Genomic DNA, 13,579 nt, shown 5'->3' with positions numbered 1-13,579 from the left:
TGTTTTGGGGAAGATAAGGCAATTATTCCATCAATTTTTTATACTTGCCCCAGTTTTCAAATACCACCCATAGCCATATAATGAAAAGTACGGCCCAAATAATTAATCCCAGTTGGCTGTAAAAAATCATATTGTGGGTAAAAATGCCAATGAGTATTGGAAAGATGACTAATGCACCTAAAGTTCTTGTCTTTGGAAAAATAAACAGTAAACCACTCAGGAGTTCGATAATTCCGACTAGTGGCATTAACCATTTTATCGTAGCAAAAGCCTCAAATACCTTTTTCATGTCCATATCCATAGGTGGCGTAGGCATATAATGAAAAAGCTTATCTAGCCCCGCATTGATGAAAAGCAAGGCAAATAAAATGCAAAGTATATTTTTAAAAATCTTCATAACGGTCAATTTTAGTTCATTATTTTACTGTTATCGTTGTTGGCGGATCAGTATTGTTATCCTCGTCATTTTTTTCTTCCTTGTTTGTATTTCGTTCTACAGTGATGGTACATTCTGTAAGCAATGCTGCGACAGCACCAATTGCTGCAAAAACAGGTGCTAAGATCAAGCCTATTGCGCCGATAGTCACCGGAAAACTCATGATTTCTTTACCATGTTTGTCCGCAATGCTGATTTTGCTCACATTGCCCTCGGCAATGATTTCCTTGATTTTCTGTAAAAGGTTTTCACCGTTAATCTGAAATGTTTCTTTGAATCCCATAATGCTATAATTTAAGTTCGCTCTTATAAAGTTATTCATTTTTTTACAGGAATCCGTATAAAGTTAATTGCATTGTTTGTTGCTGAGCAATTATAAAGTGCACTGTTTAAACGGGAGAACTTCATGTTGCATTTTTACTTTACAAGTTTATATCGTGCATCCTTAACATATATATTACCTGTGAATGGCCAACCGAAATTCTCTTGAACCGCCTGTTTAGCATTTTGCAGAAACCGGATTTTCGGTGTGTAAAACCTAGGAACCGACTTCATCATTTACACGATTATTTAACGTAAATGATACGGATATAGGACGGAGCTTATTCGGTTGCGACCGAATAAGCTCCGAAGAAGTACCGAACAAGCACCGAAGAAGCACCGAAGGATCTCCGAATTTGATCATCTTGAAACATAAAAAAAGTCCCGCGCAGCGCACGGGACTTTTTACAAAATTTATTAGCTCTATTGCATAGGTCTTAGCCCAATGCTATTAAGCTTTCTTCAAGAATTTTAATCTTTGCTTCGGCATCTGCCTTTTTACTTTTTTCGTTTTCAACAATTTCAGGTTTAGCATTTTGCACAAACCGCTCATTGGAAAGCTTTTTGTCTACAGATACAAGGAAACCTTTTAGGTATTCCAATTCTTTGGCAATACGTTCACGTTCAGCATCCGCATCAATATTGTTCTCCAAAGTAACATAACATTCGTCTTTGCCAGCAAGGAAACTTGCGGCTCCGGCTACTTTCTCAGAAACAAAAGTTACGCCTTCCAAGTTTGCAATTTTGGTAATGATGTCAATATATTGTGCTAAATTGATATCTGATTGTTGATTGATAGCCAATGGCAATGCTACTTTAGGGGAGATACCTTTAGAATTGCGGATATTGCGAACTTCCGAAATAATTTGCTGAGCGACAGCGAAATCTTTGATAAGCTGCTCATCAAAATCAGTTGCTGTCGGATAAGCGGCGACGATAATGCAATCTTTCTCGTCTTTCACACCGAACAGTTCGTCGTGCCACAATTCTTCTGTCAAGAAAGGCATGAAAGGGTGTACTAAAGTGAGTATACGTTGGAAAAAAGATTTTACTGTCTCTAAGGTTTCACTAGAAATAGGGGAGCCATAAGCCGGTTTCACTAATTCAAGGTACCAAGCACAGAAGTCATCCCATACCAATTTGTAGGTTGTCATCAATGCATCTGATAAACGATAGTGTTTGAAGTTTTCTTCGATATCGACCAAGGCTTGATTTAACCTTGCCTCAAACCAAGATGCTGAAATCTTATCTGAATCTGAAGCCGGAGTAGCAGTAATTTCCCAACCTTTAACCAAGCGGAAGGCATTCCAGATTTTATTGGCAAAATTACGGCCCTGTACACAAAGTTCTACATCAAAAGGAAGGTCGTTACCTGCTGGAGCAGTCAATAACATGCCCATCCGCGTTGCATCTGCACCATATTCGTTCATCAAATCTATCGGATCGGGAGAGTTGCCCAGTGATTTAGACATTTTGCGGCCCAGTTTGTCCCGTACAATACCTGTGAAATAAACATTTTCAAAAGGCAATTGTCCACGGAATTCATAGCCCGAAACGATCATACGTGCTACCCAAAAGAAGATAATATCCGGAGCAGTGACTAAATCTTGCGTAGGGTAATAGTAATTAATTTCTGCATTTTCTGGTTCGTTGATGCCATTGAAAACTGAAATTGGCCATAGCCAAGCTGAAAACCAAGTATCAAGCACATCCTCATCTTGACGTAGATCGGTCAATTGAAGCGCTGTATTACCTGATTTTTCTTGCGCTAGAACAAGGGCCTCTTCAACCGTTTGTGCAACCACAAAGTCTTCGTTTCCGTCGCCATAGAAATACGCCGGTATCTGATGTCCCCACCACAATTGTCTTGAAATGTTCCAATCGGTAACATTCTCCATCCAGTTGCGGTAGATATTTTTGAATTTTGTCGGATGAAATTTAATGGTATCATTCATCACATTATCCAATGCCGGTTTTGCAAGATCTTCCATCTTTAGGAACCATTGATTGGAGATTTTTGGCTCTATAACAGCACCTGTTCGCTCTGAAGTTCCAACATTATTGGTATAGTTTTCAACTTGCTCCAATAACCCTTTTTCCTCAAGCTCTTTCTCGATTTCTTTACGTACTTTAAAACGATCCATACCTGCGTAATGCAGGCCATTGTCGTTTAGTTTTGCTTCGTCGGTAAAGATGTCGACAAATTCCAGGTTGTGCTTTTTACCTAGTGCATAGTCGTTCACATCGTGTGCTGGAGTAACTTTAAGGCATCCAGTACCAAACTCCAAATCGACATATTCATCTTCGATGATGTTCACCTTTCTGCCAACGATCGGCACAATGACTTGCTTTCCTTTTAACCAGGTATAGCGTTCATCATTGGGATTGATACACACGGCTGTGTCACCAAAGATGGTTTCAGGACGGGTAGTCGCCACAACAATGTATTGATCTGTTCCCTCAACCTGATATTTCAAGTGGTATAATTTGCCGTTTTTCTCTTTATAAATAACCTCTTCGTCTGAGATATTTGTTTTTGCTTCAGGATCCCAGTTGACCATGCGGTAACCACGATAGATTAATCCTTTATGATATAGATCGACGAATACACGGATAACAGATTGGTATAATTCTGGATCCATGGTAAAACGTGTACGATCCCAGTCACAGGAAGCGCCAAGTTTTTCGAGCTGTTTTAGAATAATACCACCGTATTTTTCCTTCCATTCCCAAGCATGTTTTAAGAAATCTTCACGAGATAAAGATCGTTTATCAATTCCTTGTTCTTTCAACATAGCGACGACCTTAGCTTCAGTGGCAATGGAGGCGTGATCGGTCCCCGGTACCCAACAAGCGTTTTTCCCCTGCATACGTGCCCGGCGAATCAAAACGTCTTGAATGGTATTATTCAGCATATGCCCCATGTGCAATACTCCCGTGACATTCGGAGGGGGCATCACAATCGTGTAAGGTTCACGTTCGTCCGGGGTGGAACGGAAAAATCCATTCGCTTTCCAATAGCTGTACCATTTTTCTTCAGCTTCTTTTGGATTGTAAGTTTTCGCTATGCTCATTTTAAATTTTTGTATTCAAACTTTTAAGGAAAACAAAAGTAAGGAATTCTATGTTATTTTCCTTAGTAATCCATTGATCTTGTTCTCAAACAAAAAGAAGTTATGAATAATGGCTAAGCAATACGTTTAATGAGGATCCTCCTAAGCAGAAGAGGCGGTTATTGCAGTTAGGTAAAGCATAACGTAAGATTTATACTTTTTTAATCTTTTCTTCATATTACTAAGTAATTAGCCCGTATTTCATGTAAATTAATGTAAATTTGCCTGTTTTATTTTTACACGAAGGGATGCAACGATTTGCTAATGAGCTTAGAGCTTTAACACAGTATTTTCTGTTCTGGTTAATTATCTGTTTTATAGATAGATTGATTTTTGTTATTGCTTTTTTTGAGAAGATAGGTTTTTCTAATTTCACAGAAATTTTCAGGATTTATTACCATGGTCTGAATCTGGATTTTTCTGCAGTCTCCTATATCTGTGCATTACCATTTCTGGTGTATTGCCTATTAAGTTTCTTTCCAAAACTGAAACCCAAAAGACTGATCCTCGATATTTATACCATTATCGTCCTGGTATTGTTCTTTGTGACAAGTTTTATCAATGTCAATATTTATCGGGAGTGGGGCGACAAGATTTCTAAACGTGCCATAGATGCATTTTTTGCTTCGCCTTCGGGTGCCGTCGCTTCGGCTGAATCCACGCCGGTGTTTCTCCCCATCGTTGGGATGTTGATCGGTATATTCTGCGGTTATTTTCTGTACCGTTGGATGTTTAAAAAAGTCTCTTTTTTCAATCTCAAGTCTCCTGTCAGTAATTTTCTCAAAATGGCGATCGGAGTTTTTGTACTTTTCACGTTTATCCGTGGTGGTTACGGAAGAGCGACGTTAAACCCCAGTAAGGCCTATTATTCCGAGGAAACATTTTACAACCATGCAGCAGTCAATACACAATGGTCTTTTTTACGGGATTTCTTTGCCGAAAGTACCAAACTGAAAAACCCCTATAATTATTACGCGGATCAGAAGGATATTCAGGACAAGCTACGACCCGCCTTTCAAAGCCAACCTGATTCTGCCGTTGAGGTATTGTCAACGACTCGTCCGAATGTCGTTATTATCATGCTGGAAAGCTTTGTTGGCGATCTCATTCAGTCTCTTGGCGGGGAAAAGGGAATTACGCCACACATGGAAGAATTGATTAAAGGCGGTATTTTGTTTGACCATATTTATTCTGCTGCTGATCGATCCGATAAGGGCATGGTAGCGGTGTTGAGCGGTTTTCCGGCACAAGGACCCGAGAGTATTATCAAGTATATCGACAAACATGAAAATATGCCTGCCATTGGACAGGAGTTCGATCATGCCGGCTATGAAACATCATTTTATCATGGTGGTCAGAGCGAGTTTTACAATTTTAAATCGTATATGCTGACGCATGGGATGTCTAGGGTGGTGGATAACGCCAATTTTGGATTGGATGCAGAACGTGCCTCATGGGGTGTATATGACCATGTGGTCTTTAATCAGATGATCAAGGATTTTAAAAAAGAAAAACAACCTTTCTTTTCGACGATCTTTACCTTAATTAATCACGAACCATTTGAGTTAAAACACGGCTATAAATTTGGCAATGCTACCAATGCGGATAAATTCCGAAGTACGGCAAACTATACGGATTCAGCTGTTTTTGATTTTATCAATAAATCTAAAAAGGAAGCTTGGTATAAAAATACCCTTTTCGTAATTGTGGCTGATCATGGACATCGCCTTCCTTCAGAAAAATGGGAGCTATTTCACCCCAATCGCTTTCATATTCCGCTGATCTTTTTCGGTGATGTGATCAAACCTGAATATCGTGGGAAAATATTCAATAGAATCGGCAATCAAACGGATTTGGCGACTACCTTATTGACACAACTGAAACTTCCTACAGATCGTTATCATTGGAGCCGGGATCTTTTTAATCCGACGACACCTCAAATAGCGTTCTATAATTCCAAAGATGCCTTTGGAGTGATCACACCTCAACAGGCTGTTTCTTTTGATAATGTAGGGCGGATTATTAATTATAGGTCCAATAAGGAATATCCCGCTGGCAAAACAGACAGCTTATTGAATATCGGTAAAGCGTATTATCAAGACGTATATCGTGAATTTTTAAAATATTAGAGCTATGAAATTAAGAGGAGTATTTGCACCTTATTTTGCTGTCGCAATTCGTTTTATCTTTCTTTTGGTCATCTATGCGTTATTGCGATTGGGGTTTTATGGCGTCAATGCTTCCTTATTTCCCCATGTCGATGCCGGTAAGCTTCTGGTTATGTTTGCCGGTGGCGTACGTTTTGACATTGTGGCACTCCTCTATTTAAATATCCTGTATATTGTTATGCAGACTATTCCAGGACCGTTTAAATTAAATAAACACTATCAAAATGTTGCGAAATGGATCTTCATCGTGACCAATTCAATTGGCATAGCGTTAAATTTGATTGATTTTGCCTACTACCCATTTACCCTCAAAAGGACCACTGGAACGGTAATTGACCAGTTCTCCAATGAATCTAACTTGATCAAGCTGACCTTTGATTTCTGTTTGGATTATTGGTATCTCATTATACTATTGGTGCTGATTGTCTATGGGTTGATTAAATCCTATAAACTTATTCAGATTGAAAGGACGACGAGATATAGCTGGAAGTCATTTTTGATCCAATTGCCTTTGTTTTTACTGACAGCCTTCCTTTTTATTGGTGGAGTGCGTGGCGGTTGGGCGCATAGCACACGTCCCATAACATTGAGCAATGCGGGTGATTATGTGGAGACACCGGAAGAAATGAATATTGTGCTCAATACGCCATTCAGTATATTGAAAACATTAAAGGCCGTGAGCCTCAAACCCGTTCATTATTTTTCCGAAACAGAGCTTGAACAGTTATACAATCCCATTCATGTACCGCAATCAGACCTGCCCTTTACAAAGAAAAATGTCGTTGTTCTGATTTTGGAGAGTTTTGCAAAAGAACATTTTGGAGAATTGAATAAAGATATCCAAGGTGGAAAATACAAAGGTTATACGCCTTTTTTGGATTCCTTGATACGCAATGCTTACACCTTTACAGATACTTATGCCAATGGCCGTAAATCAATTGATGCGCTACCGTCAGTCATTACGGGCATTCCTTCGATAGGTGAGCCTTTTGTGCTTTCCATCTATTCTGGAAATGAAACCACCAGCTTAGCGAAGCTCTTAGGGAAAAAGGGATATGAGACTGCTTTTTTTCATGGCGCACCAAATGGGAGCATGGGCTTCTCTGCCTATATGAAATTGGCAGGTATCCAACATTATTTTGGCAAAAACGAGTATAACAATGATGCTGATTTCGACGGGATATGGGGAATCTGGGATGAACCATTTTTGCAATTTGTAGCAAACAAGATCAATACCTTTCATCAGCCATTTTTTGCTAGTTTCTTCTCTTTATCATCACATCATCCATTTAAGGTGCCTGAAAAGTATCAGGGGAAATTCCCTAAGGGACCTCTGCCCGTACAGGAGCCTATTGGATATACCGATAATGCCTTACGCGAATTTTTTGCCACAGCCTCTAAAATGTCCTGGTACAAGAATACCGTATTTGTTATCTGTGCCGACCATGCTACTGTAAGCTATCTGCCGGAATATCAAACCACTGCAGGAGCATTTGAAATCCCTATTATATTTTATGCACCTGGTGATAATCTGGTGGGCAAAGCGGATAAATTGGTGCAGCAAATAGATATCATGCCAACAGTGTTGAATTATCTGCACTATGACGAGCCTTATTTTGCCTTTGGTTCAGATGCCTTAAAACCGGGCAAGGATAATTTTGTGCTCAATAATAATTCAGGGAGCTACAACCTCTATTATAAAGATTATATGATGTCTTATGATGGACTGAAAGTGACCTCATTTTATGATCTTAAGAAGGACCGCTTGATGAAACAGGACCTGTTAAAACAGCATCCAGCGGTATTGGATACGATGGAAACCAAGATGAAAGCTTTTATCCAGCAATATAACAATCGTATGATTGAAAACAAGCTGACCTATAAAAAATAACAGCCGGTTTTCTACATGCTTAATCTAGCGCGAATGCTTCTATCGATAATAAGTAAAACCAAATCATAGACGAGATAGATCAAGGGTAAGGTGAAGATGACCAACAGGATAAAACCACGGGATTTTTCGTCAAAGACTCCATTGACAAAATAGTTGGCCAGACTGGACCAAAACCAAATGAACAAGTAGAAAGAGCTTGGAATGACTAGATTCCCGATCAGGAGTGCATATCGGTATTTGCCAGTTTTGTATTTTAGATAAATATACCGGATATGTAGGTATAGCAAAAATAACGATCCGATCAGCGCAAGTACATCTGGACTTATCCAAAGAATTACTTTCGCCAACAAGGAGGTTTTTAAGACAACTTCAATATGAAAACGCTCTTTCTTTTCTACCTGATCAATTCTCCAGTGAACAATGGAATCTGTTTGTAATTTGGCTGTTCCCAGATCCTGTGTAAGTACATCCATCTTCCCGTCGAGGTGCAGATACAGTTCAATCGGGCCAAAAGACGACCAGTACCTGGAAGGGAATAGGAGGTAGTCAATTTGGTATCTGGTCCGAATATCCCGTCGGTCATAGCCCATATAAGCGCTGTATTGAACCTGAATGCTGTTATCACCTTTGTGAAGCTTAGCGGTAAAATGAAATGCATCATTCAGCGAAATACTTTTCCATTCATCGCTGTCGTAGCTGATTTCATAATAGCCATCCTTTAAACGTAAAAAGGGAAATTTTGAACCGGGCTGATCCATTTTTTTTCCTTCAATTTCGTTCTGATTGACAAGGATGCGATCCAATCCGTCCATATTTAAAGCGAGAAATACCAGTGGTAATTCGATAGCCTCTTCTGCATGGATGTTATAGTCAATGCTGAAGTGACTGCGATAGTCCGAATTATAATCAGCAGTGTCTGCCAAAAGATGAATGTCAATACGCTCATTGGTAACTTTCAGCTTTGCGGCAGGAACAAGCTGTCCTGTTATGCTATGGGGGCTCATTGGATTTGCCATGTTGGCAAACAATGTCATTACAGCGAGTAATAGATATACAGTTGTTAGTAGAATTTTATACTTCATTTGCTTGATATTGTTTGCTTAACATCAAGTTTCATATTCGTATGCCGGCCTTTAAATGACAGTGTCGGTTGTATATTAGGATATGCTTGATCTTTAACAAGATGAAAGTAAAAATTAAAAAGGAGAAATTAAAAAGGCGATTTATATTCGTCTATCTCCGATTCATATTTGTCAAGTATATTGCTTCTATTCCGATGTCAATAAAAAACTTCATGATTTCGCAGGCACCCACAGCAATGGAAGCGAACTGAAGGTTATTTCTGGCCAATAATAGGAGACTCTTTCAGAAAAAAAAGACCCATGCCGCAAAGCATAGGTCTTTTATATTTCCAATTTTATTGAGGTTTAAACACCCAACAATAAACGAGCTGGATCTTCTAATAATTGTTTTACACGAACCAAGAAGCTTACTGATTCACGGCCATCGATGATGCGGTGATCATAAGAAAGTGCGATATACATCATTGGACGGATTACCACCTGACCATTTTCAGCAATAGGACGTTGGATAATGTTGTGCATACCCAAGATTGCGGATTGTGGCGCATTGATGATTGGCGTAGACATCATTGATCCGAATACACCACCGTTGGTAATTGTAAATGTACCACCGGTCATCTCGTCAATCGTTAATTTGTTGTCACGTGCTTTAACGGCAAGTGCAGCGATTGCTTTCTCGATTTGTTCCAATGACATTGCATCAGCGTTACGGATAATCGGAACAACTAAACCTTTAGGGGCAGAAACCGCGATTGAAATATCTGCGAAATCAGAATATACAATCTCGTTATCTTCGATACGTGCATTTACGGCAGGCCATTCAGCTAATGCAGTTGTTACAGCTTTTGTAAAGAATGACATGAAGCCAAGACCGATTCCAAATTTCTCTTTAAAGGTATCTTTATATTTAGCACGAAGATCCATGATCGGCTGCATATTGACTTCATTGAATGTTGTCAACATAGCCGTTTCGTTTTTAACGGCAACTAAGCGTTTCGCGATTGTTTTACGTAATGAAGATAATTTCTCACGACGTTCGTTTCTTGCACCCGCTACCGGAGCAACTGTCGCAGCAGGAGCAGCGGCAGGTTTTGCTGCTGGTGCAGCAGCTTTAGCGACAGGTTGAGCTTTTTCGGCATCTTCTTTTGTGATGCGACCTTCTTTACCTGTTCCTTTTATTGTAGAAGGATCAATTCCTTTTTCTCTTAAGATTTTTGCAGCAGCAGGAGAAGCTGTACCAGCAGCATAGCTATCTGGATCTTCATCTTTTGCAGCGGCAGCCGCAACTGGAGCTGCATTTGACGCTTCTGCAGCAGGGGCAGCAGCTGGAGCTGAACCACCGGCAGGAGCAGCGCCTTCTTCAATTGTACAAACAACGGCACCGATTTCTAAAGTATCACCTTCTTGTGCAATGATTCTTAAGATACCCGCTTTCTCAGCTGGTAATTCAAACGTTGCTTTGTCTGATTCCAGTTCGGCGATGTTTTCATCCATCTCCACATAATCGCCATCTTGTTTCAACCATTGTGATAAGGTTACCTCCGTGATTGATTCACCTACGGTTGGTACTTTAATTTCTAAGCTCATATATAATGTTCTTTATTGACAATTGCGTCCTATAGATAAGACGCAATTGATTTTAAATTGTTTTTATTCGAATGATTTATTTAAGATTTCTGCTTGTTGTGCAACATGTTGTTTCATGTAACCCGTAGCTGTACTTCCACTTTCTTTACGGGCAACAAAACCTGTAAATGCAATCTCAGTACCCATTAGTTTACGGCAGTAGTAAGACCATGCTCCCATGTTCTCATTTTCTTCCTGAACCCAAACAAATTCTTTTGCCTTGTTGTATTTTTTACGGATCGCTTTCAATTGCTCTGTAGGAATTGGGAATAATTGTTCCAATCTCACGATAGCGATATCTTTGCGTTTGTCCGTTTCTTGTTTTTCTAATAAGTCGTAGTAAACTTTACCCGAACAGAATAACACGCGTTTAACGTCTTTCGCCGCAACATTTGCATCATCAATTACCTCTTGGAAAGCAGCTTCTGTAAAATCTTTCAACGGTGATACCACTTTAGGGTGGCGCAACAATGATTTTGGCGTAAATACAACCAATGGTTTACGGAACTCACGTACAAGTTGACGACGCAACAAGTGGAAATAGTTAGCCGGAGTAGTACAGTTTGCTAAGATCATATTCTCATCTGCACATAACTCTAAGAATCTTTCGATACGTGCTGAAGAGTGCTCAGGACCTTGACCTTCCATACCATGAGGAAGCATCATAACTAAACCGTTAGAACGTTTCCATTTTGTCTCTGCACTCGATAAATATTGATCAACGATAATTTGAGCACCGTTATAGAAATCTCCGAATTGAGCTTCCCAGATTGTCAACGAATTTGGATTAGAAGATGCATAACCATATTCAAAACCCAAAACAGCATATTCTGAAAGTAACGAATTGTAGATAGAGAATTTATCGCCACCTTTAATATTGGCTAAAGGAACATATTTCTCTTCCGAATCTTCAAGCGTCAATACCGCATGACGGTGTGAGAATGTTCCACGTTGTACATCCTGACCCGAGATACGTACACGGTTACCTTGATCCAATAATGTCGCGTAGGCCATCAATTCGCCCATTGCCCAATCGTATGAATCAGCAGTGATCATTTTGGCACGATCTTCAAACAAACGTGTAATCTTACGGAAGAATTTTTTGTCCGAAGGTAAGGTTGTGATTTCTTTCGCTAATTTTAAGAATAGATCTTTTGCAACTTTCGTTTTATCTGAAGTTGTTAATACTTCACCTTTTTTAGCAGGACGCAATCCTTCCCATGCACCTTTAAACATCGGGATCTCTTCAGTCAATACCTCAACTGTTTTAGATTCCTCAAATTTAGTTTGCAATTCAGCTTTAAATTCTTTCTCGATATTTTTAGAATACGCCTCGTCAATACTTCCTTCAGTAATTAATTTTTTAGCGTAAACTTCTTTCGGGTTCGGATGTTTTTCGATGATTTTATACAACAATGGTTGCGTGAATTTTGGTTCATCAGCCTCATTGTGTCCAAATCTTCTATAACATAACAGATCGATAAATACGTCTGTTTTATATTTTTGACGGTATTCAACCGCTAAATTAATCGCATAAACTACCGCTTCAGCATCATCACCGTTCACATGGAACACAGGTGAAGAAGTGATTTTTGCTACGTCTGTACAGTATGTTCCAGAACGCGCATCCTTGTAGTTCGTTGTAAATCCAATCTGGTTGTTGATGACAATATGTACCGTACCGCCAGTTTTGTAACCATCGAGTTTGGACATTTGGGTTACTTCGTAGACTACACCTTGTCCAGCAATTGCTGCGTCACCGTGAATGATGATCGGTGCAATTTTAGAAGAGTCGCCTTCGTATTTGAAATCAATCTTAGAACGGACCATACCTTCAACGATTGGATCTACAGTTTCCAAATGCGAAGGGTTCGGAGCCAAACTTAAGTGGACAGATTTGCCATCGTTTGTTTTGACCTCAGATGAAAAGCCCAAATGGTATTTTACGTCACCACCAAAGTTTACTTCAGGATCATCAGCGTAAGTCTTACCTTCAAATTCAGAGAATACTGATTTGTAAGATTTACCCATGATATTAGTCAATACATTCAGACGGCCACGGTGAGCCATACCGATAACAAATTCCTGGATACCGATTTCTGCACCTTTTTCAATGACTGAATCTAATGCTGGGATTAAACTTTCTGCGCCTTCCAATGAGAAACGTTTTTGACCTAAAAACTTAGTGCCTAAAAAGTTTTCGAATACAACGGCGTGGTTTAATTTGTTTAAAATTCTCTTTTTTGTGTCCAACGAGAATTTTGGCATGTTACGGTCCGCTTCCATACGGTCCTGTAACCATTTAATTTTTTCTGGGTTACGGATATATTTGAATTCTGCACCAATAGAACGGCAGTAAGTATCCTCCACCAATTGACGGATGTCTTTTAATGTTGCTGGACCTAAACCGACTTCAACACCTGCATTAAAAACGGTGTTCATGTCTGCTTCAGCAAGACCAAACGTTTCTAATTCCTTGCCAGGATAGTATTTACGTCTCTCACGAACAGGGTTAGTGTGTGTGAATAGGTGGCCACGGTCGCGGTAGCCATTGATCATGTTCAGCACATTGATTTCTTTCAATACGTGCTCGGGAGTAGCCTCGCCTACTGAACTTGTTGTTCCGCCAGCATTTTGACCGAAATCAAAACCTTCAAAGAATTTTTGCCATCCGAAATCTACCGATTGGGGATCTTGCTTGTACGATTGATATAAGCCATCGACATAAGCCGAATCAGCATTACTCAAATATGTCAGATTGTCCATTTACAATTAAAACTATGAAATTTGTCAAAGTTATGAATAAAAAAAGAGTTTCTAATACTGAAATTGAATAATTTAATCAATAAACCTATCCAATTCTTAACATTTTTAGCATGATTTAAAAAGGGCTTCCAGCGTCCTACAAATTTATTTTCTATTGGAATTATTTATTTCTGCCG

8 protein-coding genes are annotated in these 13,579 nt (G+C 39.4%); 2 read left to right on the top strand and 6 right to left on the bottom strand.

Annotated features, from left to right (window positions below; genetic code table 11):
• Window positions 1–22: 22 nt before the first annotated feature.
• The 3 genes from B4Z90_RS15405 to B4Z90_RS15395 all read right to left on the bottom strand — a co-directional run bounded on the left by B4Z90_RS15405 (window position 23) and on the right by B4Z90_RS15395 (window position 3,831).
• The gene (locus B4Z90_RS15405) at window positions 23–397 is read right to left on the bottom strand and encodes a MauE/DoxX family redox-associated membrane protein (protein ID WP_070562952.1); all 375 of its coding nucleotides are present in this window, start codon (window positions 395–397) and stop codon (window positions 23–25) included.
• A 19-nt stretch (window positions 398–416) separates the two neighbouring features.
• Window positions 417–719 carry a DUF4342 domain-containing protein gene (locus B4Z90_RS15400; RefSeq protein ID WP_112375521.1) on the bottom strand — a complete coding sequence of 101 codons (303 nt, stop codon included), beginning with the start codon at window positions 717–719 and terminating at the stop codon, window positions 417–419.
• A 475-nt stretch (window positions 720–1,194) separates the two neighbouring features.
• Complete coding sequence (locus B4Z90_RS15395; protein ID WP_112375522.1) at window positions 1,195–3,831, bottom strand: valine--tRNA ligase; 2,637 nt, start codon at window positions 3,829–3,831, stop codon at window positions 1,195–1,197.
• A gap of 287 nt (window positions 3,832–4,118) precedes the next feature.
• Here B4Z90_RS15395 and B4Z90_RS15390 point away from each other — a divergent pair, with 287 nt between their 5' ends.
• Together B4Z90_RS15390 and B4Z90_RS15385 are read left to right on the top strand one after the other, a co-directional pair.
• Complete coding sequence (locus B4Z90_RS15390; protein ID WP_286802707.1) at window positions 4,119–5,999, top strand: LTA synthase family protein; 1,881 nt, start codon at window positions 4,119–4,121, stop codon at window positions 5,997–5,999.
• Window positions 6,000–6,003: 4 nt separating this feature from the next.
• On the top strand, window positions 6,004–7,929 hold the full coding sequence (locus B4Z90_RS15385) for an LTA synthase family protein (RefSeq protein ID WP_112375523.1): 1,926 nt from the start codon (window positions 6,004–6,006) through the stop codon (window positions 7,927–7,929).
• An 11-nt stretch (window positions 7,930–7,940) separates the two neighbouring features.
• On the opposite strand, the gene B4Z90_RS15380 is transcribed toward B4Z90_RS15385, so the two are convergent.
• From B4Z90_RS15380 to B4Z90_RS15370, 3 genes are all read right to left on the bottom strand, one after another.
• Entirely contained in the window at window positions 7,941–9,011 is a 1,071-nt protein-coding gene (locus tag B4Z90_RS15380) for a hypothetical protein (protein ID WP_286802705.1), read from the bottom strand.
• 345 nt (window positions 9,012–9,356) lie between these two features.
• Entirely contained in the window at window positions 9,357–10,598 is a 1,242-nt protein-coding gene (odhB, locus tag B4Z90_RS15375; RefSeq protein WP_115046705.1) for a 2-oxoglutarate dehydrogenase complex dihydrolipoyllysine-residue succinyltransferase, read from the bottom strand.
• A gap of 63 nt (window positions 10,599–10,661) precedes the next feature.
• Window positions 10,662–13,403: a 2-oxoglutarate dehydrogenase E1 component gene (locus tag B4Z90_RS15370; RefSeq protein WP_070562932.1), complete on the bottom strand. Its 2,742-nt coding sequence runs from the start codon at window positions 13,401–13,403 to the stop codon at window positions 10,662–10,664.
• Between the last annotated feature and the right edge of the window lie 176 nt (window positions 13,404–13,579).

This window comes from Sphingobacterium sp. UBA5639, assembly GCF_002421245.1.
Taxonomy (GTDB): domain Bacteria; phylum Bacteroidota; class Bacteroidia; order Sphingobacteriales; family Sphingobacteriaceae; genus Sphingobacterium; species Sphingobacterium multivorum.
The sequence above is the reverse complement of the archived record's forward strand: the minus strand, read 5'-3'. Positions and strand labels throughout refer to the sequence as shown.

Excerpts from the sequence above, each read along its gene's own strand:
- B4Z90_RS15380 (WP_286802705.1), bottom strand. The coding sequence starts at position 9,011 with ATGAAGTATAAAATTCTACTAACAACTGTATATCTATTACTCGCTGTA.
- B4Z90_RS15405 (WP_070562952.1), bottom strand. The coding sequence starts at position 397 with ATGAAGATTTTTAAAAATATACTTTGCATTTTATTTGCCTTGCTTTTC.
- odhB (WP_115046705.1), bottom strand. The coding sequence starts at position 10,598 with ATGAGCTTAGAAATTAAAGTACCAACCGTAGGTGAATCAATCACGGAG.
- B4Z90_RS15395 (WP_112375522.1), bottom strand. The coding sequence starts at position 3,831 with ATGAGCATAGCGAAAACTTACAATCCAAAAGAAGCTGAAGAAAAATGG.
- B4Z90_RS15400 (WP_112375521.1), bottom strand. The coding sequence starts at position 719 with ATGGGATTCAAAGAAACATTTCAGATTAACGGTGAAAACCTTTTACAG.
- B4Z90_RS15370 (WP_070562932.1), bottom strand. The coding sequence starts at position 13,403 with ATGGACAATCTGACATATTTGAGTAATGCTGATTCGGCTTATGTCGAT.
- B4Z90_RS15385 (WP_112375523.1), top strand. The coding sequence starts at position 6,004 with ATGAAATTAAGAGGAGTATTTGCACCTTATTTTGCTGTCGCAATTCGT.
- B4Z90_RS15390 (WP_286802707.1), top strand. The coding sequence starts at position 4,119 with ATGCAACGATTTGCTAATGAGCTTAGAGCTTTAACACAGTATTTTCTG.